A 23,540-nucleotide genomic window follows, 5' to 3' on the forward strand; every position below is an offset into this window, starting at 1 on the left:
GAAGGGAGCAACAGAACTCTACGAGATGTAGTAGTCCGAGGTTTGAAGTCCGGAGCATACCTCCTACATGTAGTAGTTGAACGCCGGGTAGCCTGTAGGGACGCTAAGGAAGGAAGACGCACGGTGGAGGACGAACGGCACGGGACCCGAGGGGTGGCCGGCAGGCGGGCGCGCGGGGAGCTGGAGAGCGATGTGCTCGCCGCGCTCTGGGCCGCCGACGGACCTCTGGCCGCCCGTCAGGTCCGCGAGCAGCTGCCGGGCGACCTGGCCTACACGACCGTGTTGACCATCCTGACCCGACTGCACGAGAAGGGCATGCTCGTACGGCACCGCGAGGGCCGCGGATACGCCTACGAGCCGGCCCGCGACGAGGCGTCCCACACCGCCCATCGCATGCACTCGCTGCTCGAAGGGGGCTCCGACCGCGAGGCGGTGCTGGCCCGCTTCGTGTCGGAGCTGTCGGCCCACGACGAGCACCTGCTGCACCAACTGCTGTCCGGGCACGACGAGACACCCGCCGAGGGTGAGCGCTCCCGCGGGATGCGGTGAGCCCGATGCTGGTCAGCGTCTACGTCCCGTTCGCCGTCACGGCCGTGCTCGCCGTGCTCGGACCACGGCTGGCCCGCAGGCTGCCCCCGCGCCCCGCCGCCTGGGCTCTGGCCTGTGCCGCGCTCGTGACAGCCGTGGGCTGGGCGGGGGCGCTCGCGCTGCTGGCCTTCACCGGACTGGCTCAGGTTCCGCTGGTCGCCGCCGAGGGCCGGTGGTCGGTGGCCGCGCTGCGCGCCGAGGATCCCGTCTACCGCATCGTCGCGGCGGCGAGCGCCCTGGTGCTGGTCGTCGGTGCCGTCTCGCTGGTCGTGGCCGCCGTACGGCAGGTCCGCCACCTCGTGCGGGCGCGCCAGGAGTGCGCACGGCTTCCCGGAGACACGGAACTGGCGGTCGTGGACGACGACGCCCCACTCGCCTTCGCGCTGCCGGGTGCGCCGGGCCGCATCGTGGTCTCCCGGGGGATGCTGCGCTGTCTCGGCGACGGTGAGCGCGAGGCCCTGCTCGCGCACGAGCGGGCGCATCTGCGTGGCCGGCACCACCTCTTCCAGAGCGTGTGGCGGCTCACGGCGGCATTGAACCCGCTGCTGCGACCGCTGGCCGTCGCGGGCGGTTTCGTCCTGGAACGCTGGGCCGACGAGGAGGCCGCCGAGCACGTCGGCGACCGCAAGGTCGTCGCTCACGCCGTCGGGCGCGCGGCTCTGGCGGCGGCCAGGGCGCCGCGCCCCCTCGCCTTGGCGGTGACCGGCGGTGCGGTACCGCAGCGGGTGCGGGCCCTGCTGGACCCGCCTCCCGCACGCCGGAGCCTGCCCTTCGTGGCGGGCGGGCTGCTGATGGCTGTGTGCTGTGCCAGCCTGGCCAACGCCGCATCCGACAGCGATCACATGGTGGACAGCGCGCAGTGGGCACAGTGCGCGGTGCACGCCGGTACGGCCGGCGCACCGTCGAAGCATCGGCACACGCCCGGCTCCTGCTGTGCCGGCCATGAGCGTCACGCGAACAGGGAGCACCGACCGTGACCCCGCCCCGGACGTACGACGGCGCCGCGGGCGTGCCGCACTGCGGCCCTCGCGCAGAGGTACGGCCGTAGCACCGCCTGCACCGTCCACAGACACCGTGGCGGGACCTTCCTCGGCGGGGGGCGACACAGCCGTCGGCCACCCGACCTGGCGACACGCACCGGAAAACCGGTGTCGCCGACGGCCGGGCCGTGTCTACCGTTCGCTTTCATGGACGACACCACCGCCCCGCCACGGCTGACCCGACTCACCTTCCACGGCCCTCTCTCCGATGACCGGGCCGCAAGGATGATCCGCCGGCTCACTGCGCACGTCACCCCGACCGCTCCGACGTCCGTGCTGGACATCGGGTGCGGTTGGGGAGAACTCATGCTCCGCATCCTCGAGGTGACGCCTGGCGCGACCGGTGTCGGCATCGACCTCAATGAGGACGATCTCGCACGCGGGCGCGCCAACGCCGAGGAGCGAGGCCTGGCGGACCGCGTCCGCTTCGTCCAGGAGTCCGCCGTCGGCACCGCCCGGGGCCCCGCCGACGTCGTGCTCTGCCTGAGCGCCGGCCACGCCCTCAGCGACGCCCAGCCACCCGAGCACATCACAGCGGCCCTGCACGCCCTGCGCCGCCTGGTCACCCCGGGCGGCCGTGTCGTTCTCGGCGAGGGATTCTGGCAACGCACACCCACGCCGGGGGAGTTGTCGGCGATGTGGCCGGACGCCTCCCCCTCCGAGTTCCACGACCTCGCCGGCCTCGTCGACATCGCCGTTGCCGCCGGCTTCCGGCCCCTCTGGATCGAGACCGCGAACGGCGACGAATGGGAGGACTTCGAGTCCGCCTACCAGTCCGACGTCGAGGAATGGCTCGCCGCACACCCCGATCACCCTCTGGCGAAGGAGACCCGCGACCGCGTCGACCGCCACCGCGGCATGTGGCTCCGGGGCTATCGCGACGTCATGGGCCTGGCCTACCTGACCCTCGTTCCCGTGAACTGAGGAGCGAGCAGTTCCAGGGCGAGGCCGACGAACAGAAGCGGTCCTCCGGCCCTCGTACGGCGGGCGGAACGCGGGCGCTCCTCGTCACCGGAAAACCGGCAACGCCCCGGTTGCGCGGCGGCGCAGCGCACCGCAGGCTGCTCCCATGGACCGCACCTCGGGAAACGGCCTGCAGCCCATTCTGGTGACGGGCGCGGCGGGCAGCGTCGGCGCCATCGGACGGTCAGTGGTCGAGGGCCTGCGTCAACGGGGCCTGCCCGTACGGGCCATGGTGCGGCGTGACGACGAGCGGGCACAGGCGCTGCGCGCGACCGGCGCCGAGGTGGTCGTCGGCGATCTGACGCGCACGAACGATGTCGTCGACGCGGTGGCCGGCTGCGGGCGCATGTACTTCGGCATGAGCGTGTCGGCGCAGTATCTGCAGGCCGGTGTGACGGCGGCGGCGGTCGCGCGTGCGTACGGGCGCCTGGAGGTGTTCGTGAACATGTCGCAGCTGACGGTCTCCGAGGTGGACCTCACCAGCACCTTCGAGTCTGTGCAGCAGCGGCAGCAGTGGCTGGTCGAGCAGGTCCTCGGCTGGTCGGGCCTGCCCGTCGTCCAGGTCAGGCCCACCGTGTTCATGGAGAACCCGCTCTTCCGTGTCGGCTTCTCCTCGATCGCGAAGTACGGAACCATCAGACTGCCCTTCGGCCGGGCGAAGACCTCCCCCGTGGCGGCAGGGGACGTCGCCGCGGTGGTGGAGGAGATCCTGGCGGCCCCGGCCCCGCACATCGGCCGAATCTACGAGCTGACCGGCCCGCGCTCGCACGACGTCGACGCCATGGCGGCGGAGGTTTCCGCGGCATTGGGCCGACAGGTGAGCTACACCGACGTCCCCCTGGAGGAATGGATCGACGACGATCTCAGGCCGCTGGGGCTGCCGGAGCACACCTTCCAGCACATCTCCACCATGGCCCGCCTTCATGCGGAGAATCGGTACGACCGCAAGGCGGAAGGGGTCGAGCAGGTCACCGGGCGGCCTCCAGCGGGGGTGGCCGACTACGTCCGTGAGAACCCCAGCCTGTTCGATCGGTGAAGCCGCGTCCTCGCCGTGCGTCGCCCAGGCGCCGGGGACGAACAGCGCCGGCGCAGGACATCCGGCGTCGCCGAGCGTGTCGAAACGCGACTCGGCGGCGCCCAGGCCCGTCACACCCCGTCGTCCCCGGACACGATGTCGTCGGCGTCGGAACTCGTCAGGGAGCCGGGCGCTCACGAGCACATCGTCAGCGCCGCGCCCGCCCCGCTGCCGGTCGCCGAGGCCGCCGCGGGGGCCGGCGCGTGACCGTCCCTCCTCCGACCTCGGCGTATGCGGCCGGAACTGTGTGAAAGCGCTGGCAGCGACCGCGCTGGACATCCTGCTGGCGCACGGGCCCCTGTCCCGGTCCCAACTCGCCGAGCTGAGCGGGCTGTCCAAGCCGACTGCCACCCACATGCTGACGCGGCTCGAAGCGCGGCCGGCCTGGTCTGCGAGAGCGGCACCAGCGAAGGGCAGCGCGGTCCCGGCGCCCAGCTCTACGGGGTCAATCCCGCAGCCGGCTGCGCGGTGGGCGTCGACGTGACTCCCTCGCTGGTCCGGGCGTCCGTCGCCGACGTCACCGGCCGGGTCCTCGCCACCCACACCGCCGAGGACCCGGCGGCCCCGCGGCGCCGATGCCGTCGCGCAGGTCAGGGAGCCCGTCGCGGGAGCCCTCGAAGGCGCCGGCGTCGACGGCGCGGTGGTGCTCAAGGTCATGGTCGGCGCCCCCGGGGCGTTCGACATGCGGACCGGTGTGCTGCGCTACGCCACCCATCTGCCCGGCTGGCAGTCGCCCACCCTCGTGTCCGACCTGGCGGCGGCCTCGCCCTGGCCGCTCGTCTACGACAACGACGTCAACCTGGTCGCCACGGCGGAGCAGCGGGCCGGGGCGGCCAGAGGCCTGACCGACTTCTTCCTGCTGTGGAACGAGGAGGGCATCGGGGGCGCGATGATGCTGGGCGGCCGTATGCGCCGGGGCGAGTCCGGCGGGGCGGGCGAGGTCGGCCTGATGCCGGTGCCCGGCACTGCGCTGGTACGGCCGGTCAAGCGGGCCGGCACCGGCGGCTTCCAGCAACTGACCTGCTATCAGGCGGTGTTGCGGCTGGCGGGCGAACTCGGCATCGACGCCCCGGGCGAGCTGGATGAACTCGACCCGGTCCGGGCGTCGGCGCCGCCCAAGCGGCTTCGCCATCGGGCTCGTCACGATCTCCTCCGTACTGGATCCCGGTGTGGTGGTGCTCGCCGGCGACCTGGTCCATGCCGGCGGCGAGCCGCTGCTGCGGCTGCTGGAGGCCGAGATGGAAGAACTCGCCGCGGTGGACACGAGCCTCGCCCCGGCCCAGATCGTCAGCCAACCGGTGCTCCGCGGAGCCCTGGAGGGCGCGCTTGCGGCCGCGCGACACGGCCTGTTCACCATGTCCCGATGACCCTCCGCGGCCGCGGCTGAGTCCTCGGGATCCTGTCACATTCTGCTGCGCCGACCCGTCAGTGCTGTGAAGTCGTCGACCAGCAGGATGCGAAGGAGCACAGTCATGACGAACGTCTCGATCTCTCGGATGCCGAACCCGGCCGAGTTCGTGCCCGAGTTGAACGACATCAGCGCGGCTCTCTTCCGGGCCACGGGCAACCGCTCGGTGCCGCGGACCACGATGAGCCTTGTCCACCTGCGCGCCGGGCAGATCGTCGGCAACACCTACCTGACAGTCCTGAACACGAGCTTCCTGCGTAAGGCCGGGGTGTCGGAGGAGCGCATCACGGCCGTCTCCTCCTGGCAGGACGCCCCGTACTTCAGCGACGCCGAACGTGCCGCCCTTGCGCTGGTGGAAGCCACTCTCCAGCCCGCCCCGCACGGCAAGGAGCGGGTTTCCGACGAGCTGTACGCCGAGGTGGCAAAGCACTACGACGAGAAGGCGCTGGCCACTCTCACCATCGCGATCGGGCAGATCAACTTCTTCATCGCCCTGGCCGTCATCGGCAAGCCGCAGCCGGTCGGCTCGCTCGCCGACGAGCAGTGGGACTGAGCCGAACGGTCCGCCGGGCAGCCGACCGTACCCACCACGCCCGCCCGCAGCGCCCTGGCGGGACTTCCGAGGCGTCAGAGCATCAGCAGCAGCCGCGTGTTCGCGACGAGCTTCCGGTTCACACTGGTGCTCTGCACGAAGATCGTGAAGTCGTCGTTGTGGTCCGGCTTGACTCGCACGTCCACGTCCGGCAGGCCGAGCAGGGCGCGGGCCTCGGGCCCCGAGTAGACGCGGTCCGTCTTCTTCTCCACCACCGCGATCTGCTTGCGCGGCTGTATCTTCTCCGACTTGCTCAGCTGGTAGAAGGCACCACCGGTACGGTAGGTGTGCCCGCATTCGACGACCCAGTCCCGGATCGCCGCGTCACGGGCCACCGGGATCAGCTCGTACTGCGACGGGTCCACCGGGGTGAGGCCGGCCGCCTCGATGGTGTCCTTGTTGACCGCCTCGGCACCCGTGGAGAACACCGCCCGCGATCCCCGGATGCCTTGGGAGCGACCCACCATGAACTTCTCGGTGGCCTGCTGGATGACCTGCCCGGCCTCCTCCAGCCCCTGTGTGCTCGTGGCGTCCCAGATGGCGATGTTGTCCTTCGGGAAACCGCACCGCATGGCCTCGCGCTTGCCCATCTGATCCGGCACCAGGACGGCCAGCGTCCAGTTGACCTCCTGTGTCTCGATCATCTCGGCAACGGCCTGGACCAGTTCACGCGGATCCTGTGCCGGGGCATCCGGGCAGCGATGACTCACGTTCTCCTGCCCGTCGGTGAGTACGAACGTCAGGAAGCTGTGGTCGCCGTACAGTTGGGCCGTCTGCGCCAGCTCCCGCTGTGACTTCAGCGCGGCCGCCAGCAGAGCCGTCATTCCACCGACCTGGTACAGCTGCTTCAGCGACGGCATCCGCAGCACGTCCTTGTCGTAGATGACGCACTCCACCTTGTCGGCGAAGACGTACACCGTGACCCGGGTCTCCTGGTCCAGTTCCCTCGACCGGCGGGCGAGATAGGCGATCTGCTGGTCGGCGACCTCGACGACCTTGCGGCTCAGGTGCGACATCGACGAACTGGCATCCAGCACGAGAGCAACGTGATTGATGTAGTTCTGGCTTCCGGACATGACGGCTCCCCCTCTTTCACTTTCCGACTTGATGCTCCTACCGTCTCACGCACCACTGACAATCGATCTTGGCTGCCGCCGACAGGCAGCCGTCGCCGCGTCACCACGGCAGTTGGGCGGGTGGCGAGACATAGGAGGCGGGTGGCGAGACTTTAGAGACAGGGACCGGTGGACCCGAGCCAGCGTCGGGCCAGACCCGCGACCCACCGTCCGGCTTCGTCCGGTGTCGCGGGTGGTGCCCCGACGACGACGATCTCGGTCACCCCGACGCGGGCCAGTTCCGGCAGGTCCTCCGGGGTCGCGTCGGTGAGCGCCACCGCCACGACGGGCTGCTCCACCGCGCGGTTCGGGTTGGCGTGGTGCTCAGCCAGGCCGTGCTCGACGAGGGCGGAAACACACTCCGCAGCCTCTGCGACCGACAGGTTGAAGCCGTACCACCCGTCGGCGATCTTCGCGGCCCTGCGCAGCGCCACGGCGCCGTTGCCGCCCATGACGACCGGGATCCCTCGCTCGCGCACCGGTTTGGGGTTGACGCGCACGCCGTGGAAACGCGTGAAGTCCCCCTCGAAGGTGGCCACGTCGTCGCGCCACAGTGTCCGCATGGCGGCGAGGTACTCCTCGGTCCGGCGACCGCGTGCGGTGAACGGAACGCCGAGCGCGGCGAATTCGTCGGCGGACCAGCCGATGCCGACGCCGAGGGTGAGCCGCCCGGCCGACAGGACGTCCAGCGTCGCCGCCTGTTTGGCCACCACCACGGGGTTGTGCTCCGGCAGCAGCAGAACTCCGGTGGCGAGCCCGATCTCTCTCGTCACGGCCGCCGCAAAACTCAGTGCCAGCAGTGGGTCGAGCCAGTCGGCGTCGGCCGGGACGGCGATTCGGCCGTCGTCGGAGTAGGGATACCGCGAGGCGGGGGCGTCGACCAGGACGACGTGCTCGCCCGCCCAGAGCCGGCTGAATCCATGAGCCTCGGCCGCCTGGGCCACCGCCCGGATGACCTCCGGACGGGCACCGTCCCCGATGCCCAGGGCATGCAGACCGACCCGCATACTCCGCCTCCTGAAACCATGCGGGTGCTGTGCCGGCCATCCGGTCAGGACGTACGGCCCGGCAGAACCATATACAGGAGGCCGACCGTAACAGTGGCCTGCGGATCCGGCCGCGCGCCGTGCCGAGCCGATGGCCTGCGGCGACCGAACTGGTCGTCGGCCCGAGGTCCCCGCTGCTCCGAACGGGGGAAAGCCCGCCCCCGGGCCCGCGGAGCGCGGCCGAAGGGGGCGGGCAGGTACGAGGCGCCGTGTGCGTGTGTCGTCAGGGCGACGGTGGCAGGGTCCACCGCTGTGCCGCTGTGCCGTTGCATGTGTAGATCTGCAATTGAGTGCCGTCCGACGTGGACGACTGGGGATCATCCAGGCAGAGCCCGGAGTGGGGGTTCGTCAGGGAGCCGTCGGCAGCCAGTGTCCATGTCTGCGCCCCGGTGCCGTTGCAGGTGTACAGCTGTACGAGCGTGCCGTTGGACGTTCCGCTGTTGGACACGTCGAGGCACTTTCCGAGAACGCGCACGGTGCCGTCGGCGGCGAACGTCCAGTCTTGGGCGTAGGTGCCGTTGCAGGTCCACAGCCTGATCGCGGTGTGGTCGGCGGTGCCCGAGTTCGCGTCGTCGACGCATTGCGCGGAGTTCACCCCCGACTCGACCGGCCCCACCCGCGGCTTCGCCGGAGCGGACGTGTCACCGGGATAGGAGGGCGGTGCGGCAGAAGCGTCCGCGGCCCAGCCGGTGTTCGCGCCGGTACCGAGCGCGAACCTGAGGGTTCCTCCGGCGGTGATCGCGTTCGTCGGCGCGTACGCGTTGTTCCAGGAGGTCCCGTTGAACGTCGCGGACTGTACGTACGGCGCGTCGTCCGCGGCACCGTCGCCGTAGACCGTCAGCGTGTTGCCGGACGGCAGGGTGATCACGGCCTGGGTGAACAACGGTGAGCCCAGCGCGAGGTCCGAGGTTCCGGGCGTCATGGGGAACATGCCGAGCGCCGACCACACGTACCAGGCGCTCATCGCGCCCAGGTCGTCGTTGCCGTCGGCGAGGCCCGCGGGGGCGTCGGACCAGATCTGGTCCTGGATCGAACGCACCGTCGCCTGGGTCCGGTAGGGCCGGCCGATGTAGTCGTACTCCCACGGCAGTTCGATGCTCGGCTCGTTTCCGACCCACGCGTAGCCGTTGGCTCCGGTGTAGCTGCGCAGCACGGTGTCCAGGTAGTGGGCCATCACCGTGTCGCCGCCCTTGGCGGCCGCGAGCCCGGCGACGTCGAAGGGCACCATGCCCGTGTAGATCCAGGAGTCGGCCTCCACCATGTCGGTGCCGCTGGTGGGATCGAACCCCCCGGTCCACGCACCGTTCGCGTTGCGGGGCTGGACGAAGCCGGAGGCCGGGTCGAGGACATTGCGCCAGTCCTGGGCACGATGGGCGTACGTCTGCCGACTCTGGTTGTCGCCCAGTGCGCCGGCGAAGGCGGAGAGGGCGAAGTCCGCGGTGTCGTACTCGAGGGTCGTGGCCACCGGCCCGTAGAAGTTGCAGCAGCCGTAACTGCCGTCGTGGGGTTCGTAGCCGGGGCTGTCCAGGTAGTTCAGGCCCGGTCGGTCGTCGTTGGCCGTGCTCGCCTGTTTCAGCAGGCCGGCCAGAGCCTTGGAGGTGTCGAAGTTCCTCGCGCCGAAGGCGTGGTAGTCGGCGATGATCGACGCGGCAGGGTCGCCGACCATGACGTACGACTCGCCGTTGTTCTCGGACCACTTGGGGAAGACGCCGGTCTGGACGTAGTCGTCGACCATGGACTGCGCGGTGTCCGAGGCGGTCTGCGGACTCACCAGCGCTTCGAGCTGCGCCTGCGAGCGGTAGATGTCCCAGCCGGAGTAGTTGGCGTAGACGGCCTTGTGCCCCGCGTCGACGGTGTGGGTCTTCCCGTCGAAGCCGTAGTACTGGCCGTTGGTGTCACTGATGACGTTCGGGTGCAGCAGCGAGTGGTACAGCGCGGTGTAGAAGATCCTCTGCTGGTCCGGCGTTCCGCCGCCGATCCGCACCTTGCCGAGCGCGTCGTCCCAGGCGCTGTGGGCCGCGGAGCGCACGGCGTCGAAGTCCCACCCGGTGTTCTCGGCCGTGCGATTGGCAGCCGCGTTCGCCACGGAGACATAGGAGATGCCGACCTTGGCCTGCACGACGTGGTTCGTGCTGGTGTCGAAGGTCACGTGTGCGTTGGACGCGGCGGTCTGCGGCGCCGCGCCCGAGTGGCGCGGTACGGCGGTTCCGGGCGGGTGCTGCGGCAGTGCGCCGTGCAGGCGCGGCTTGTTGGGCTTGTCGGGTGTGTTGACGCCGGCCGGAGCGGACGGGCCGCGAAGGCGCGTCGCGTGTGCGAGGGTGCTTCCGCTGGACTGGAAGGGGCGGTCGAAGAGCATGTCGAAGTACACGGTGTAGGTGTTGCCCGCACCACAGAACCGGCCGCTGGTGACCTGGCCGCTGACCTCCGTGTTCGAGAGGACGTTGAACTGCGTCGAGGAGCCGCCGTTCTGGCTGCCCGTCAGCTTGAGGACGAGGTTGGCCTGAGAGGTCGACGGGAAGGTGAAGCGCGCCATGCCGCTGCGGGTGGTGGTGGTCAGCTCGGTGGTCACCTTGTTGTCGAGGGCGACTTTGTACGATCCCGCGGAAGCGGATTCGGCGCCGTGCGAGAACGAGTCCGACGCGGAGTTGTCGACGGCGCCCACCGTGGGCAGCACGGGAATGTCGCCGGCGGCCCCGCAGCCGGGCCCCGCGATATGGGTGAGGCTGAATCCCGTGATCGAGGAGTCGTCGTACTCGTATCCGCCACCTGGAGGCCGTGACGAGGTGTCGGGACTCCACTGCACCATGCCGAAGGGCACGTCCGCGCCGGGAAAGTCATTGGCGTCGTTGGAGGTGCCGATGAACGGGTTGACCAGGTCCGCGGGTGACGAGACGAGTTGCGCCGCTCGCGCGGGCACCGCCCAGGCCGTGGGAGCCGGGAGCGCGTACGCACCCAGCAGCAGGGCGCCGACGGCGGCACCCAGGGCCGTGCGCGAACGGCGGCCGTGGGGTGCCTGTCTGTCTGGACCGGGTGGACGACCACCGGCCGAAGTCATGGGCATCGCGATCTGCCTCCTTGGGGCATGCGTGGCGGAGCGCACCGATCCGGGGAGGGGCGATTGCCGGGGTGCGGTGCGTCCGCCCCGGCGGGCAAGCGAGGTGGGACGCTGGTGGGCAGGGGGAGTTGGGCCGGGGCGAGAAGGCAACGTTGTCTACGAAGGATCTTGACAACGTTGTCTCGCTACGGCCGAACCCTCGTCGGCACCGTAATGAAAGGGCATGTACGCGTCAATACAAAGGGGATCCCCTTCTCTCGTCGGTGAAGGAAGTGCCCTGCTCCGGTCGCGATTGAGCCGACGTCACGCGGGGCGCCTGTCGCACCAGCGCCCCGCGGGTCGACGTGCCGCACCGCTACGGCATACTGACGCCTCGCCAGTGCAACAAAATGTTTAAGGAGGGGACGTTGGCAGCCTGTTTCAGGACAGTCACCGAGGTGGGAGAGGCTCATCTGCCCCAAGCGGAGGCCTTGGGGCGCGCCTTCCAGGAGGCGATCGCGCCCGCCACCGTCAACTACGACTTCGGTCGGATTCGGGATGCCGCCGCCGCGCTTCCCGACAGCGAGATCGTCAAGATGGTCCGCGGTTGGGGGCTCCAGGAGGAGGGGCCGATCCTGGTGATGGCGCTCTCCCTCAAGGAGGCGGTCCGCCAGGCGCTCCCGCCCGAGTCGGCTCAGGCGTCGTTCTGGGGCACCATCGAACGCGACCTCATGGACGCCTTCACCGATCTCGCCGCGCAGGAGGGTGCACCGGGACTGGCCTACTACGAGGAGACTGCGGACCGCACGAGTTACTACCGCGATCTGTTCTTCGCCCTGCAGGACGAGGAAGCCGGCGCGTACCTGTACGCCGTCGCCTTCTGCGCCGACGTCACCGTCGGCCTCGACAAGGCCCGTGCGGGAACCCTGGGCCTCACCGACACCGCGCCGTTCGCGGTCCGGCTCAACGCGATCGTCGTGCGCCAGAAGCTCGCGAACGTGGCCTGATCCCGGCCGTGTCCCGCCGCTTCACTTCGGGGTCGTCGGGCGTACGTTCTGCGCCTGCCTGGTGCCTCGTAGGCCCCCACGGCCAGTCACGGCCCGCCGTCCCGGGCCGCGAAACCGCGCACTGCTGTGCGGGGGTGGCGGTCGCCTCGTGGAAGTGCCGTACGCGGTCTTGGGACCGGGGGGCGCCTGGTGCAAGCAGCACACGGGCACCGGTCGATCACGGTGAGTGCCCTGCCGCTCGGCCTGGGTCGTCACCCTGCACTCCCGCGCGGACAATGGGACCACCGCACAGGGTGAGGCGGTGATGACGGTGCCCGCATGGCATCTGCGTGACTATCACGACGACGATCTCGACCAGGCCATCCAGATCTGGGACCAGAGCCGCCTGGCCGATGAGAACCGCGTGTTCGCGGTCTCCGAGGTGATGGCCGCGGCCGAAGCGGGTCAGCCGGCCGTGGTCGCTGTGGTCGGCGACGAACTGGTCGGCATGGCCGTGGCACAGGCGTACGGCAAGCGGGGGTGGATCCTCCTGGTGGCACTCGCCTCCCGCTGGCGCGAGCGGGGGATCGGCAGCACTCTCCTCGCCGAGCTGGAACGGCGGCTACGGTCACTGGGGGTGCGCCACATCAGCGCGCTGCTGCCCGCCGGCGCCGCAGGCACGAAGGCTCTGGAGAACTCCGGATACCAGGTCCGAGACGACCTCGCCTACTACGAGAAGCTCGAACCACCGGGAACCGCCGACGCCGAGGTCCTCGCGGCCCTGGGCGGCCGCATGCTGCCCGAGGGCCTGTGGGACGACATGGCCGGCATGGAGCGGGAGAAGCAGGTCATCGAGCGCCGGATCGTGCTCCCGCTGACCGAGCCGACGCTGGCCGACCGCTACGGCGTCGTCCCGCCCAAGGCGGTCATGCTGTTCGGCCCGCCCGGAACCGGAAAGACCAGCTTCGCCAAGGCGGTGGCCTCGCGGCTCGGCTGGCCGTTCGTGGAACTCTTCCCCTCCCGGCTCGCGGCCGACACCAGCGAGGGACTGGCCGCAGCCCTGCGGGAGGCCTTCGCGGACCTGGCCGAACTGGACTCGGTCGTCCTCTTCATCGACGAGGTCGAGGAGATCGCCGGCGTGCGCTCCGGCAAGGCGGTCGATCCCGGGCACGGGGTGACCAACGAGTTGCTCAAGCTCATCCCTGTCTTCCGCGAACACGACGCGCGCCTGCTGGCCTGCGCCACCAACTCGGTCCGCTCCCTCGACGCGGCTTTCCTGCGGCCGGGCCGGTTCGACTACGTCATCCCCGTCGGCCCGCCGGATCCGACCGCCCGAGCCGCGATCTGGGCCCGTTATCTCAGGGCCTGCGCCGACTCGGTGGACCTCGCCCAACTGGTCGAGGCCAGCGAACTGTTCACCCCGGCCGACATCGAATTCGCGGCCCGCAAGGGGGCCCAGGCGGCGTTCGAACGTGAAGTCACCCACCACCAGGGCCGCCCGGCCGCCACCGAGGACTTCCTGGCCGCCATCGCCGACACCCGGCCCACGCTCACCGCGCGGGCGATCGAGGAGTTCACCGAAGACATCGACAAGCACAGTCGGCTCTGAGACCCGATGAGGACGCGTGGTCGGAGCCGCTCACGCGGCCCTTCGCAATCGTGTTGCTGTCTGGCGAGAACTGCGCAGGATCGGAGCGCTCTCGCTCGGCCAGGGGATCTGGGCCGTGCCGGACGTGCCGGTCTTCGCCGAGGGCATCGATCGGGCGGTCACACCGACCCAGCAGGCCGGCGGCCAGGTCGTGACGCTGACCGCCTCCGCGCGCGGCCCGCAGGACACCACCCGTCTTCAGGAGATGTTCGGTGCCGCCCGGTCGGCGGACTGGAAGAAGAGGAGCAGTCGCTGGAGCGGCTGCGGCGCCGGCACCGGGACCTGACGGCACGCGATGCGTTCGGGTCACCGGAGGCGGCCGACGCCGGCGAACGACTCAAGCGATGCGCGGCCGTCCGCGAGGACTACGCCGCAGGTCTCTTCGCCGCCCCGCACCAGACCCCGGAGAGGGAACAGTGAGCACGGCATCGGAGAGGCAGGCGGCACCGGCCCACCAGATGTGGCCGCTGTACGCCGCCGGGTTCACCACCGCCTTCGCCGCGCACGGGATCGCCGCCAACCTCGGCGGCCACGCCACGGGCGCGGTCACCCTCGCTGCTGGTGCTCGGCGGGTTCGTCGCCTTCGCCGCCGCCTCCGCCCTGTACGTCGTCGCGGACAGCCCCGGCCGGCTGTGGGCCGCCCGCCTCGCCAGGGTGCCGCGGCCTCGGCGTTCAAGCCGTCGGCCTCCGCGCTGGTCGCCCGCCTCAACCCGGCCGCCAAACACGGGGCTACCCCCTGGGCCCGCTGCTGGGCGGGGTGCTGGTGTGGGCCGGCGGGCTGCGGCTGCTGTTCGCCGTCCTGGCCGTGCTCGGCGCGGGGGTCGCCCTGCGGATCGCGCCCGCCGTTCCCGTCGTACCGCCCCTGCCCAAGCCTTGGCAGACGGTCCTGGATCTGGCCCGACGGCTGGCCGACCCCGCCTTCCTCTTTCCGGCCTCGGCGCTGGCTGCGGCGACCGCGGCATTGTCGGTCGGCGTGGGCTTCCTGCCGGTCTCGGGCCGGGCGGCCGGACTGGGCACGGTGGCCACCGGTGCCGCCGTCTCGGTGCTGGCCGCCTGCGCGGCGATCGTCCAGCCGAACGCCGGGCGGGCGCTGGACCGCGGGCGGCTCACGACCCGTAACGGCAGCACAGTGGGACTGCTGCTCGCTGCCGCCGGAATGGGGTGCGCCATGCTGCCGGGGCTCACCGGAGTCCTCCTGGGCGCCGCACTGATCGGCACCGGAATCGGCCTGGTCACGCCGCTCGGCTTCGCCGCCCTCGCCGCGAGCACTCCCACGGAGCGCCTCGGGCAGACCATGGGAGCGGCGGAACTCGGCCGCGAACTCGGCGATGCGGGGGGCCCGTTGCTCGTCGCGCTGTCGCCTCTCTCACCACCCTCACCCACGGCTACGCGGCTCTCGGTGCCGTCCTCGCCTTGGGAGCGGCACACGGCGTACGAGTTCGTGAGGAGGGACGCCGACCTGAGACCGGCGGCTTCCGTGTGAGGCCACATCGCCGCGTCGGAACTGTCGGAACTGGGGCTACGGTTTACGGGCCACGCCACCGAAGTTGTCGACTTCGGTGGGTTCTTCGGAGCCGTTCGACTCGGGCCGCCACCGAGGCGTCGAGACCACGCCGGGCACCAGCAGCTCAAGACCGTCGAAGAAGCGGGCGAGTTCCTGCGGGCTCCGGTTGACTCGGGGGTTGTCGCTCGCCTGGTTCCATTGCTCGACCATGGCGCGCTGCTGATCGGGGTGGATGACCTCGGTGCTGTCGCAGAGCACGAGGTGGCTGCCGGACGGCAGGGCGTCGACCAGGCGGTCCACGATGTCGTAGACGGAGTCGTCGGTGACGTGCGCGGCGATGCCCAGCAGGATCAACGCCACAGGCTGGGTGAAGTCCAGTGTGGTGGCGGCCTGTTCGAGGATCGCCTCGGGGTCGCGCAGATCGGCGTCGATGTAGTCCGTCGCGCCCTCGGGTGTGCTGGTGAGCAGAGCCTCGGCGTGCACGAGGACGACCGGGTCGTGGTCGACGTAGACGATCCGCGCCTCGGGCAGCAGCCGCTGGGCGACCTCGTGGGTGTTGTCGGCGGTCGGCAGCCCGGTACCCACGTCCAGGAACTGCCGGATGCCGACGTCACGGACGAGGTGCTGGACCGCTCGGACGAGGAACGCTCGCTGCGCGCGGGCGGTGTCGCGGATGGCAGGGTTGGCCGCGGCGATCTCGTCACCGACCTTGCGGTCGATCTCGTAGCAGTCCTTACCGCCCAGCCAGTAGTTCCAGATTCGGGCGGAGTGCGGCACGCCGCTGTTGACGGGTGGGTGTTCCATGGACATGAGGGCTCCCCGAATCGACCAGGTGTCATTCCACAACTTAGAGGCACGAGGTGCCTTCCGCGTGCGAAGAGTGGATCTTCGGACGTGATGTGGCCATGTCGGCCGTCGATACCTGTGGACGTGCGGGTGCCATGTCACCCGGGGGAGTCCGCCCGCGCCCCCGGAGTCCTCGACCGCCCGAGTGCCGCGAGTACGAACGTGACGCTGATGAGCAGGGCCCAGGCGCCGAACTTGCCGACGCCGACGGGCTGCCAGCCGTGGAGCTGGTACGGGTAGCGCCAGGCGCCCACATAGGTGGCGAGGTTCTCCGCCACCCACAGGAAGAACCCGATCAGGACGAACGACAGCGCCAATGGCATGCTCCGCCGCACCTCGCGCACGGTGAAGCGTACGGAGGTGCCCGCGGTGACGGCCACGAGGAGGGCCGCGAGGAGCCAGCGGGCGTCGGGCAGCCAGTAGTGGCTGAAGAAGTTGACGTAGACGCCGGTGGCCACCAGCGCCGTCGCCCGTGGCCGGTAGCGGCGCAGTTCCAGGTCGAACAGGTGCCAGGCCCGGCAGATGTAGCTGCCCACGGCCGCGTAGAGGAAGCCCCCGTACAGGGGAACGCCCGCGAACTTCAGCACGGCCGGCTCCGGGTAGACCCATGAGCCCTGCGCGACCTTCACCAGCTCGAACGCGAGGCCGATGACGTGGCAGGCGCCGATGACGGCGACGTCCCGTCCGCTCTCCCAGCCGCGCCGCCAGAACAGCAGCGTGAGCAGCACGCCGTAGCCGACGAGCAGGTCGTAGCGGGCCACCGGTAGCCGTGGCAGCAGTGTCGACGCCGCCACTCCGGACAGCAGGGCGATGGCGAAGGCGCAGGCCCGGGTCTGGGTCCAGGTGAAGTCGAGCAGTTGTCCGATCAGGGAGGCCGGGAGACCGGCCGGTTTTGTAGTGACCATGTTGCCAAGAGGGACGGTGCGCGGCCCGCTCGCGGTTGCCGCGACAGCGGTTCGGCCGGGTTTGCCGGCGGATGATCTCGGTGGGCCTGCACCTCGTCCGGCGATGACAACCATGCCTCCGGCAGCTCGTCGCCCACGTCGAGCCCGTCCCGCACGGCGGCCGATCCCTCTGAGCCAGGAACACTCCGACGCTTCCCCCCCGGCAGGGGATGGCTCAGACTCCGTGGTCGATCTTCTTCTCGCGCATCAGCTCTGCCAGCTCTGTGTCCGACAGCGGGTGCAGGGTGTCCAGGAGATGGCGTAGTCCGGATTCGTCGAGGGTCTGGCTGGTGACCTCGACCTCCACGTTCCGGTAGCGGCGGACAAGGGTGACCTCGCGGGGGAGGCGGCGGACCGTGCGCATCCCACCGTGCGCGTCCACCGTGCAGGTCACGCCCTTGTCCGCAGGTTCAGGGCATCGGGGTGCCGGGGTGAGCGGCGAGCGCACGACGAGGCCTACGTACCCGAGCTCGTACCCCTCCCGGACAGGGCGGTAGTCGACGCTGAAGGAGGCAGGGCCGACCACGGCATGGGAGACCTGCATGCCAGGCGGCGCAGCGCCCAGGTCCAGCAGCTCCGGCTTCTCCCGGTATCGCGCGACGTCCGCTTCGTGCCGACGCTGCTGTGCCTGTGCCGGGCCGACGAAGCCTCCGTAGGCCACGGCGGCCGCCAGGGCGGCCAGCGCCCCCAGCCGCACCCATCGGCTCGGTACGAAGAGCGCCGCGGCCACGGCGTACGGTGCCCCGGTCAGCGCGATCCGGGTACCGGCGCTCCCCAGGTCGACGTCTCCGCCGTAGGCGGCCAGGCCCGCCAGGACGCCGAGCGTGCCGAGGAGGAAGATCAGTACCGCCCAGCCCAGCCGCCGCGGCGCCGAGCCGCACAGTGGCACCACGGTCCGCGCCGGAATGCCCGCGATGGCCAGCAGGCCCACCAGCAGCGGTACACCCAACGCGAGGACCGGCACCGCCGCACCGGTCCCACCGCCCCAGGCCGTCAGCACCAGTCCGTAGCCGAGCGCCGGCACCACGGCCGCCGTCGTCGCCCAGACCAGGAAGAGATGTAGGGCCGTCAGCGCCCCTCTGCCACTTTTCATGTCGCGGAGCCTGTCAGCGGGCGTCGTGGCACACATGAGTACACGTACTCAGCGCAGGGTGATTGCCGCGGTCAGCCTGTCCGTGCTTGGCCATCGGCGTTCGAGGACGGGCTAGGGTGACAACCATGCGATGGGGGAATCGTCCGGTATGGGTCCGGCGCACGGCGGTGGTGTACGTGGTCGGATTTCTCGAAGGGGCGGGAGCGCACGGATACTTCCTGGTGACGGGCGGGCTGCACGCCTACAGCTACGCACCGGTGCTCCTTCAACTGCTCTTCCACGCGCTCTTGTTGCTGGACCCGCTGGTAGCGCTACTGATCATCCGCGCCCGCCCCGGTGGGCCGCTGCTCGCCGCTGGGGTCATGCTCGCGGACGCCGTCGGCAACTGGAGCGTCGCGTGGAGCGGCGTCATGACGCATCCGGCCGCGTTCCTGCGTCCAGTAGGGCTCTTGCCGATCACGCTCTTCGGTATCTTCGTCCTGCTCACCGCGATCCCGCTGCACCGGGCGCTGAGCAGCGCCGAGCAGTTCCGCCACCGCGAGTCGCAGAACCACCTCGCTCCCCACCCCGATGCGCCGCCCCGCCTCTGACCCGTGCGGGAGGACGGGGCTCGGCTTGTTCACCACTCGTGGAACGCACCGCGCCGATTTCCCCTCTTGCCATGTGACATCCGATATCCGACATACGGTATGCCTCGTGTTTCGTTCCACGCTTCAAGCACAGCCCGCAGTAAGGCATTTCCCGCACAAAGAACACAGACATGCCGAGCCGACGAACGGGGAACAGCGATGACACATAGTGAGAAGGCACAGGAAGCCGGTTTCGCGACGAAGGGGAGCCGCGGTCGCCGGGGCGCCCGTCTGGCCACCGTGGGCGCCTTGGGCGTGGCCGCCGCCGTACTGGCGGTGACCCCGGCGTTCGCCAAGGGCAGCGCCACCCTCAGCGCCTCGCCCGGCACGGTGAAGCTGGGCCAGAAGGTGCACGTCAAGGGCCAGGGCGACAGCGACGCCGTCCGGTACGCCAAGTTCTGCGCCCAGCAGCGCGTCGGCACGCACGGCGCCTGGCACACGGTCAAGTGCGGCCGCATCGTGGAGATCGCCACCGGTGACGCCCGGGTCGATGCGATGGCCAAGGCCACGCACCGGGGCGTCCTCCAGTTCCGCGGCGTGCTCTACGGCGTCGACGGCCCGCGTGGAGGACACCCGCACGTGGACCGCACCACGGACGTCAAGACCGTCCGCGTGCGCTGACCGGTCCCCCCCCGGGTCGGCCACGAGCCGTCGGGCGTGGTGCTCCCGCTCTGCGAGCGAGCCGCCGGCCGTGAGCCCACGCGTGCCTGCGGACCACCTGGCCGGCCTGGGGGAACAGCAGTGCGTCGACGCTGCAGGACGAGTACGTCGCGAGGGGCGCGGTTCAGCGGCGCAGTTCCGTCTTGCGCTGCAGACGCGACAACTTGTGGGGGTTGCGCACGGAGTAGAGCCCGGTGACGAGGCCGTCGTCGATGTGTACCGCCAGCACGGTGTCGATCTGTCCGTCGAAGCGAAGGATCAGCGCGGGATAGCCGTTGACCTGCGCCGACTCCAGTGATCTCGTGGCGAGGTTGCCCAGCCCGGCGGCCAGCGCGGCGGCGACCGCGGCGGCCCCGACGACGGGTGCGAGCGCGGCCCGCGCGACACCGCCGCCGTCACCGAGGAACACGACATCGGGCGCGAGGATGTCGAGCAGGGGTTGCAGGTCGCCGGTGTCGACCGCGCGTCGGAACGCCTCGACGGCGTTTCGGGTGTCGGCCGCAGACACGGCCCCGCGCGGCCGGCGTGCCGCGACGTGGGCCCTCGCCCGGTAGGCGAGCTGGCGGACCGCGGTCGGGGTTCTGTCGACGGCCTCGGCGATCTCCTCGTAGTCCAGCTCGAAGACCTCGCGCAGGACGAACACCGCCCGCTCGACCGGCGCGAGTGTCTCCAGCACCAGCAGCATGGCCATCGAGACGTGTTCGGCCAGTTCGACATCGACGGCCACGTCGGGCGCGGTGAGCAGCGGTTCGGGCAGCCAGGGGCCGACATAGGACTCCTTGCGCCGACCGAGCGCGCGCAGGCGGTCGAGTGCCTGGCGGGTGGTGATGCGGACCAGATAGGCGCGCTGATCCTGCACGGTGTCGAGATCGACGGTGGTCCAGCGCAACCAGGTCTCCTGCAGCACGTCCTCGGCGTCGGCTGCCGAGCCGAGCATCTCGTAGGCGACCGTGAACAGCAGGTTGCGGTGGGCGACGTACGCTTCGGTGGCGGTGGCCGAGCGACTGGACCGGTTCCCGCCGACGCCGCGATCGTCGGGTGTGCTCTGCGCCGATCCGGTCATGTGTCTCCTGCCTTCTCTCGACTGTGTCACCCACCCGACGCCGGATCCCGCCGTTTCGTCACACCGAACCGAAGTGTTTCACCTCACATCGCAGCACTGTTATGCCGGACCGGGTGCCGTCGTCTTGTGGTCGTTCGTTCACCACCGCGAGTGAGGACCACATCATGGAACCCCGTTTCGACCTGAACACCAACGGCGTCGGCGCGAAGATCGGCAAGCGGTTCGCCAATACCAGCGTGGCGATCATGCAGTCGGGTCTGCCGAAGTCGCTGATGGAGCTGGTGGAGTTGCGTGCCAGCCAGATCAACGGCTGCGGATACTGCGTCGACGCGCACAGCAAGGAGCTGGCGGCCGCCGGTGAACCCGCGGTCCGTATCAACCTGGTAGCCGCCTGGCGCGAGTCCACCGTGTTCAGTGAGGCCGAGCAGGCCGCACTGGCGTTGGCCGAGGAGGGCACCCGCATGGCCGACGCCGATCACGGTGTGTCCGACGCGACCTGGGCTCTGGTGCGCAAGCACTATGACGACGACCAGATCGCCGCGCTGGTCTACCTGGTCGCCATGATCAACGCCGCCAACCGGCTGTTGGTGATCACCAAGACCAAGGGCGGCTCTTACCAGGCCGGTACGTTCGACACGATGGCGAATTGACCGGCTGGCGACGCTGCCCGTGGTGGGCGGCGTCGCCGTGAGGGGCCCGGTGAGGAGGGCTTGGGCGAGGGCGTGGCTGCCGTCGGGGCGGGGGTCGATGCGCCAGAAGGCGTCCGGGGCCGGGCCGTTGGCACGGGTCAAGGGCTCGTCGGCGAAGTCGGCGAAGTCGGCGAGCGCGACCGATTTCTCTGCCCGCCGACCTCCCAGTCGCAGCCGAGTGCGGGCACGAAGGACGAAGGCGGTCAGGGCAGTGTCCACTTCTGGTTGGCGCCGCCGTTGCAGTCCCAGATCTCCAGTTGCGTGCCGTTGACCGTGGAGAACCCCGGATCGTCGAGGCACTTGCCCGATTCCGCGCTCACCAGTGAGCCGTTCGGTTGTGGCGCCCACTTCTGGTTGTTGCCGCCGTTGCAGTCCCACACCTCGACGAGCGTGCCATTGGCGGTGCCATGACCGGTGACATCCATGCATGTGCCGTTGGTGTTCAGCGTCTGGTTCGTGTACGTCCACTGCTGCGCGGCGGATCCGCTGCAGTCCCACATCTGCACAGAGGTGCCGTTGACCGCGCTGCCCGCGTTGTCGTCGACGCACTTGCCGGGCAGTGCCGAGGTGATCGGGCCGGCAGGGGCGCTGCTCCCGGAGCCGGGGGTGATCGTCAGGTCGGAGAACTGGTCGGCGGCGTAGCCGACGACGCCGAGGCCGGCCTGGCCGTTGGTCCATGTGCGGTCCTGGACGGAGCCGACGGTCGTGCCGTCGACGGCGGCCGAGAGGCTCGGGCCCTGGAGGGTGAACGCGAGGTGGTGCCAGCGGCCGGTGCCGAGTGAGGCGGTGGTGCCGTGGGCGAGCGTGGTGTAGACGCCCGTGGTGTCGCTCCTGACGATCGACCAGGCGCCGGTGTCGGAGACCCGGAACCAGTAGCCGGCCTGGTCGGCCTGTGGGCGCGACTGGTAGTTGGCGCGGCCGAGCAGTTCCACCGTGCCGGGCCGGGCGAGGTCCACGTCGGCCGAGACCGTGTAGTTGCCCCAGCCCACGTCTCCGACGACGGAGAAGGCGTCCGAGTCGTCCTGCCACTCGATGGGCTTCACCGGCGCCATCTGCTGAAGGCACGTGCCGGTGCGGCCGTCAGCGCAGGGCTGGACTTCGTACGAGCCCTGCATGTCCGACAGGTACCTGGCTTCGGAACCCACCCGGTAGGAGCTGAAGTCGTCGGAGTACGGCAGGGTCAGCGGCCCGTGGGCCGGGGCGGTGGCGGTGCCCTTGCCCTGGCCGGTGGTCGTGGTCAGCGTGTAGATGTGGTTCGGCTGCAAGGTGATCGAGTATGTGCCGCCGGCCGGGGTGATGTCCGCGTCGCGGACGAACTGGCGCGTGGGGTCCGAGGAACTCAGGTCGGTGGACCACACATGTACAGCCGCGGTGGACAGCCCGCCGGTGACGGTGACGTTCGCGGTCTGCGCGGACGTCGCCGTGGTCGTCTCGATGATCGTCGAGTAGTCGGCGCCGGAGTGCAGAGTGATGTAGCCGCCGTTGGCCCGCGCCCCGCCCAGATAGCCTGACGCCGAGTCGATGAACCGCCAGCCGGGCTGGGTGAACTGGGTGACCTGAGCGGTGCCCCAGGTTTCGGTGCCGACCCGGTAGAAGCCGGACCAGGGTTCGGGTGCGACGGCGAGGCCCACGGTCGGGTAGGGCAGGTTCGGGGTGATCGCCGCAAGCACTGGCCAGTTCAGGGTCGCGGTGATCCGGCCGTCGAGATAGCCGCGCACGATCGAGCGGATCTGCGGTGCGGCGCCGGAGTGGATGTCCTGCGAGCCGTTCTCGCCGGCCCACAGCGGCTTGCCGGTCGCCAGTGCGTTGGGTGTGGACGGACAGGTCAGCGCGTCGCCGCCGTCCCCGCCGCTGCACGGGTAGTGGGCGCCGACGACGTCGACCGCCGCGGCGAAGGCCGGGTCGGTGACCATGGTGTCGGCCGTGCTCCAGTCGGTGTCGTCGCCGACGACCTTCGTCGCATAGCCCTTCGCGCGCAGCGTGGCGTGGAGGTTCTCGTACCAGGCGGCCTGGTGGCCCCGCTCGTTCCAGCCGCCCAGGAAATCGATCTTCAGGTGGTGCGTCTTGGCGCAGCCCAGCCATGTCATCAAGTAGTCGATGGTGTCCTGCGACCAGAAGTTGCCCGAGCCGCCGTCGATCCAGCCGGGGGCGGTCCAGGCCAGACCGTACAACTCGATGTTCGGGTTGCGCACTTTGGCCTGCTCGGCGAGCCAGAACTCGTATCCGGCGTCGCAGTTCACGACACCCTTGCTGTGCTCCACGGACGGCTCGGAGCCGTCGGTGGAGTTGGCGTCGCCGCCGATCTCCAGTTTGAGGACCTGGAGCGAGGCGCCGTAGCCGGGTTTGAACAGATAGTCCAGGATCTGGCTGCGCTGGGGCTCCGGGTAGTCGATGAGCAGGCGCGAATTGCCTCCTCCTCCGCTGATCGCGCCGATGCCGTCGAAGACGCGGCCGGGCTTGGTGCCGTCCACGGTGATGGAGGTGGTGACGGCGGTGCGGGGGGAGGTGGACGCGGACGCTGGCGGCGGGACGAACAGGCCCAGCACCGCGACCAGGGCGGCGACGGCGAGCCGCCGGACCGGTCGGCGGCCTCGGGTACGTCGGAACACGGCCTTTT

Annotated in this window: 22 protein-coding genes and 2 pseudogenes; 16 read left to right on the forward strand and 8 right to left on the reverse strand. The window is 70.2% G+C overall.

The features are described 5' to 3' along the window. Positions 1 to 123 precede the first annotated feature (123 nt). From AQI95_RS05700 to AQI95_RS05725, 9 genes and pseudogenes are all read left to right on the forward strand, one after another. Positions 124 to 549 carry a BlaI/MecI/CopY family transcriptional regulator gene (locus tag AQI95_RS05700; RefSeq protein WP_244188638.1) on the forward strand — a complete coding sequence of 142 codons (426 nt, stop codon included), beginning with the start codon at positions 124 to 126 and terminating at the stop codon, positions 547 to 549. Positions 550 to 554: 5 nt separating this feature from the next. Then, a complete protein-coding gene (locus tag AQI95_RS05705; RefSeq protein ID WP_067118234.1) occupies positions 555 to 1,565 on the forward strand; it encodes a M56 family metallopeptidase in 1,011 nt (336 codons plus the stop codon). A gap of 210 nt (positions 1,566 to 1,775) precedes the next feature. Beyond that, positions 1,776 to 2,552: an SAM-dependent methyltransferase gene (locus AQI95_RS05710; RefSeq protein ID WP_079071065.1), complete on the forward strand. Its 777-nt coding sequence runs from the start codon at positions 1,776 to 1,778 to the stop codon at positions 2,550 to 2,552. Positions 2,553 to 2,697: 145 nt separating this feature from the next. Next, on the forward strand, positions 2,698 to 3,627 hold the full coding sequence (locus tag AQI95_RS05715; RefSeq protein WP_067118237.1) for an NmrA family NAD(P)-binding protein: 930 nt from the start codon (positions 2,698 to 2,700) through the stop codon (positions 3,625 to 3,627). Positions 3,628 to 3,642: 15 nt separating this feature from the next. Further along, entirely contained in the window at positions 3,643 to 3,873 is a 231-nt protein-coding gene (locus AQI95_RS48740; protein WP_244188639.1) for a hypothetical protein, read from the forward strand. A 40-nt stretch (positions 3,874 to 3,913) separates the two neighbouring features. Further along, positions 3,914 to 4,150, forward strand: a complete 237-nt coding sequence (locus tag AQI95_RS50075) for a MarR family transcriptional regulator (protein ID WP_341849455.1) — start codon at positions 3,914 to 3,916, stop codon at positions 4,148 to 4,150. Positions 4,151 to 4,348: 198 nt separating this feature from the next. Next, a pseudogene (locus AQI95_RS50080) lies at positions 4,349 to 4,618 on the forward strand (ROK family protein); the annotation flags it as partial. Positions 4,619 to 4,748: 130 nt separating this feature from the next. Continuing rightward, positions 4,749 to 5,033, forward strand: coding sequence for a hypothetical protein (locus AQI95_RS50085; protein ID WP_341849460.1), 285 nt, complete (start codon positions 4,749 to 4,751; stop codon positions 5,031 to 5,033). A 105-nt stretch (positions 5,034 to 5,138) separates the two neighbouring features. Beyond that, entirely contained in the window at positions 5,139 to 5,627 is a 489-nt protein-coding gene (locus AQI95_RS05725; protein ID WP_067118240.1) for a carboxymuconolactone decarboxylase family protein, read from the forward strand. A 74-nt stretch (positions 5,628 to 5,701) separates the two neighbouring features. Here the strand turns inward: AQI95_RS05725 and AQI95_RS05730 are convergent, their stop codons facing one another. The 3 genes from AQI95_RS05730 to AQI95_RS05740 form a co-directional block, all read right to left on the reverse strand. Next, positions 5,702 to 6,742, reverse strand: coding sequence for a vWA domain-containing protein (locus tag AQI95_RS05730; RefSeq protein ID WP_067118242.1), 1,041 nt, complete (start codon positions 6,740 to 6,742; stop codon positions 5,702 to 5,704). A gap of 152 nt (positions 6,743 to 6,894) precedes the next feature. Continuing rightward, entirely contained in the window at positions 6,895 to 7,788 is an 894-nt protein-coding gene (locus AQI95_RS05735; RefSeq protein ID WP_067118245.1) for an LLM class F420-dependent oxidoreductase, read from the reverse strand. A gap of 262 nt (positions 7,789 to 8,050) precedes the next feature. Further along, entirely contained in the window at positions 8,051 to 10,888 is a 2,838-nt protein-coding gene (locus AQI95_RS05740; protein WP_244188640.1) for a lectin, read from the reverse strand. A 383-nt stretch (positions 10,889 to 11,271) separates the two neighbouring features. Between AQI95_RS05740 and AQI95_RS05745 the strand changes: the two genes are divergently transcribed. From AQI95_RS05745 to AQI95_RS05760, 4 genes and pseudogenes are all read left to right on the forward strand, one after another. Further along, on the forward strand, positions 11,272 to 11,868 hold the full coding sequence (locus tag AQI95_RS05745) for a Type-2Aa cytolytic delta-endotoxin (RefSeq protein WP_279616995.1): 597 nt from the start codon (positions 11,272 to 11,274) through the stop codon (positions 11,866 to 11,868). 304 nt (positions 11,869 to 12,172) lie between these two features. Continuing rightward, the gene (locus AQI95_RS05750) at positions 12,173 to 13,456 is read left to right on the forward strand and encodes an ATP-binding protein (RefSeq protein WP_208614075.1); all 1,284 of its coding nucleotides are present in this window, start codon (positions 12,173 to 12,175) and stop codon (positions 13,454 to 13,456) included. Positions 13,457 to 13,472: 16 nt separating this feature from the next. Continuing rightward, positions 13,473 to 13,915 (forward strand): annotated as a pseudogene (locus AQI95_RS05755) (Chromate resistance protein ChrB). Positions 13,916 to 14,252: 337 nt separating this feature from the next. Continuing rightward, positions 14,253 to 14,978, forward strand: coding sequence for an MFS transporter (locus AQI95_RS05760; RefSeq protein ID WP_244188643.1), 726 nt, complete (start codon positions 14,253 to 14,255; stop codon positions 14,976 to 14,978). 36 nt (positions 14,979 to 15,014) lie between these two features. On the opposite strand, the gene AQI95_RS05765 is transcribed toward AQI95_RS05760, so the two are convergent. The 3 genes from AQI95_RS05765 to AQI95_RS05775 all read right to left on the reverse strand — a co-directional run bounded on the left by AQI95_RS05765 (position 15,015) and on the right by AQI95_RS05775 (position 17,882). Further along, a complete protein-coding gene (locus AQI95_RS05765) occupies positions 15,015 to 15,809 on the reverse strand; it encodes an SAM-dependent methyltransferase (protein ID WP_067118251.1) in 795 nt (264 codons plus the stop codon). A gap of 134 nt (positions 15,810 to 15,943) precedes the next feature. Next, positions 15,944 to 16,750 (reverse strand): DUF817 domain-containing protein, encoded by an 807-nt coding sequence (locus AQI95_RS05770; protein WP_208614076.1) that lies wholly within the window; start codon positions 16,748 to 16,750, stop codon positions 15,944 to 15,946. A gap of 214 nt (positions 16,751 to 16,964) precedes the next feature. Then, positions 16,965 to 17,882 carry a hypothetical protein gene (locus AQI95_RS05775; protein ID WP_067118254.1) on the reverse strand — a complete coding sequence of 306 codons (918 nt, stop codon included), beginning with the start codon at positions 17,880 to 17,882 and terminating at the stop codon, positions 16,965 to 16,967. Between the two features lie 125 nt (positions 17,883 to 18,007). Between AQI95_RS05775 and AQI95_RS05780 the strand changes: the two genes are divergently transcribed. Beyond that, positions 18,008 to 18,472: a hypothetical protein gene (locus AQI95_RS05780; RefSeq protein WP_208614077.1), complete on the forward strand. Its 465-nt coding sequence runs from the start codon at positions 18,008 to 18,010 to the stop codon at positions 18,470 to 18,472. Positions 18,473 to 18,670: 198 nt separating this feature from the next. Next, positions 18,671 to 19,132, forward strand: a complete 462-nt coding sequence (locus AQI95_RS05785) for a hypothetical protein (RefSeq protein ID WP_067118260.1) — start codon at positions 18,671 to 18,673, stop codon at positions 19,130 to 19,132. Positions 19,133 to 19,295: 163 nt separating this feature from the next. Here the strand turns inward: AQI95_RS05785 and AQI95_RS05790 are convergent, their stop codons facing one another. Further along, complete coding sequence (locus tag AQI95_RS05790; RefSeq protein WP_067118263.1) at positions 19,296 to 20,234, reverse strand: RNA polymerase sigma-70 factor; 939 nt, start codon at positions 20,232 to 20,234, stop codon at positions 19,296 to 19,298. A 164-nt stretch (positions 20,235 to 20,398) separates the two neighbouring features. On the opposite strand from AQI95_RS05790, the gene AQI95_RS05795 reads away from it, so the two are divergent. Next, a complete protein-coding gene (locus tag AQI95_RS05795) occupies positions 20,399 to 20,884 on the forward strand; it encodes a carboxymuconolactone decarboxylase family protein (RefSeq protein ID WP_067118266.1) in 486 nt (161 codons plus the stop codon). A gap of 242 nt (positions 20,885 to 21,126) precedes the next feature. Here AQI95_RS05795 and AQI95_RS05800 read toward each other — a convergent pair whose 3' ends face one another. Further along, positions 21,127 to 23,532 (reverse strand): ricin-type beta-trefoil lectin domain protein, encoded by a 2,406-nt coding sequence (locus AQI95_RS05800; protein WP_244188644.1) that lies wholly within the window; start codon positions 23,530 to 23,532, stop codon positions 21,127 to 21,129. Positions 23,533 to 23,540: the final 8 nt, after the last annotated feature.

It is taken from the genome of Streptomyces yokosukanensis (assembly GCF_001514035.1).
Lineage (GTDB): Bacteria > Actinomycetota > Actinomycetes > Streptomycetales > Streptomycetaceae > Streptomyces > Streptomyces yokosukanensis.

What these genes read in the sequence shown, in the direction of transcription:
- AQI95_RS05710 (WP_079071065.1), top strand. Translation starts at nt 1,776, where the DNA reads ATGGACGACACCACCGCCCCGCCACGGCTGACCCGACTCACCTTCCAC.
- AQI95_RS05750 (WP_208614075.1), top strand. Translation starts at nt 12,173, where the DNA reads ATGACGGTGCCCGCATGGCATCTGCGTGACTATCACGACGACGATCTC.
- AQI95_RS05745 (WP_279616995.1), top strand. Translation starts at nt 11,272, where the DNA reads ATGTTTAAGGAGGGGACGTTGGCAGCCTGTTTCAGGACAGTCACCGAG.
- AQI95_RS05705 (WP_067118234.1), top strand. Translation starts at nt 555, where the DNA reads ATGCTGGTCAGCGTCTACGTCCCGTTCGCCGTCACGGCCGTGCTCGCC.
- AQI95_RS05785 (WP_067118260.1), top strand. Translation starts at nt 18,671, where the DNA reads ATGACACATAGTGAGAAGGCACAGGAAGCCGGTTTCGCGACGAAGGGG.
- AQI95_RS05725 (WP_067118240.1), top strand. Translation starts at nt 5,139, where the DNA reads ATGACGAACGTCTCGATCTCTCGGATGCCGAACCCGGCCGAGTTCGTG.
- AQI95_RS50085 (WP_341849460.1), top strand. Translation starts at nt 4,749, where the DNA reads ATGAACTCGACCCGGTCCGGGCGTCGGCGCCGCCCAAGCGGCTTCGCC.
- AQI95_RS05765 (WP_067118251.1), bottom strand. Translation starts at nt 15,809, where the DNA reads ATGTCCATGGAACACCCACCCGTCAACAGCGGCGTGCCGCACTCCGCC.
- AQI95_RS05740 (WP_244188640.1), bottom strand. Translation starts at nt 10,888, where the DNA reads ATGCCCATGACTTCGGCCGGTGGTCGTCCACCCGGTCCAGACAGACAG.
- AQI95_RS05770 (WP_208614076.1), bottom strand. Translation starts at nt 16,750, where the DNA reads ATGGTCACTACAAAACCGGCCGGTCTCCCGGCCTCCCTGATCGGACAA.
- AQI95_RS05790 (WP_067118263.1), bottom strand. Translation starts at nt 20,234, where the DNA reads ATGACCGGATCGGCGCAGAGCACACCCGACGATCGCGGCGTCGGCGGG.
- AQI95_RS05795 (WP_067118266.1), top strand. Translation starts at nt 20,399, where the DNA reads ATGGAACCCCGTTTCGACCTGAACACCAACGGCGTCGGCGCGAAGATC.
- AQI95_RS05715 (WP_067118237.1), top strand. Translation starts at nt 2,698, where the DNA reads ATGGACCGCACCTCGGGAAACGGCCTGCAGCCCATTCTGGTGACGGGC.
- AQI95_RS05735 (WP_067118245.1), bottom strand. Translation starts at nt 7,788, where the DNA reads ATGCGGGTCGGTCTGCATGCCCTGGGCATCGGGGACGGTGCCCGTCCG.
- AQI95_RS05775 (WP_067118254.1), bottom strand. Translation starts at nt 17,882, where the DNA reads ATGAAAAGTGGCAGAGGGGCGCTGACGGCCCTACATCTCTTCCTGGTC.
- AQI95_RS05730 (WP_067118242.1), bottom strand. Translation starts at nt 6,742, where the DNA reads ATGTCCGGAAGCCAGAACTACATCAATCACGTTGCTCTCGTGCTGGAT.
- AQI95_RS05780 (WP_208614077.1), top strand. Translation starts at nt 18,008, where the DNA reads ATGCGATGGGGGAATCGTCCGGTATGGGTCCGGCGCACGGCGGTGGTG.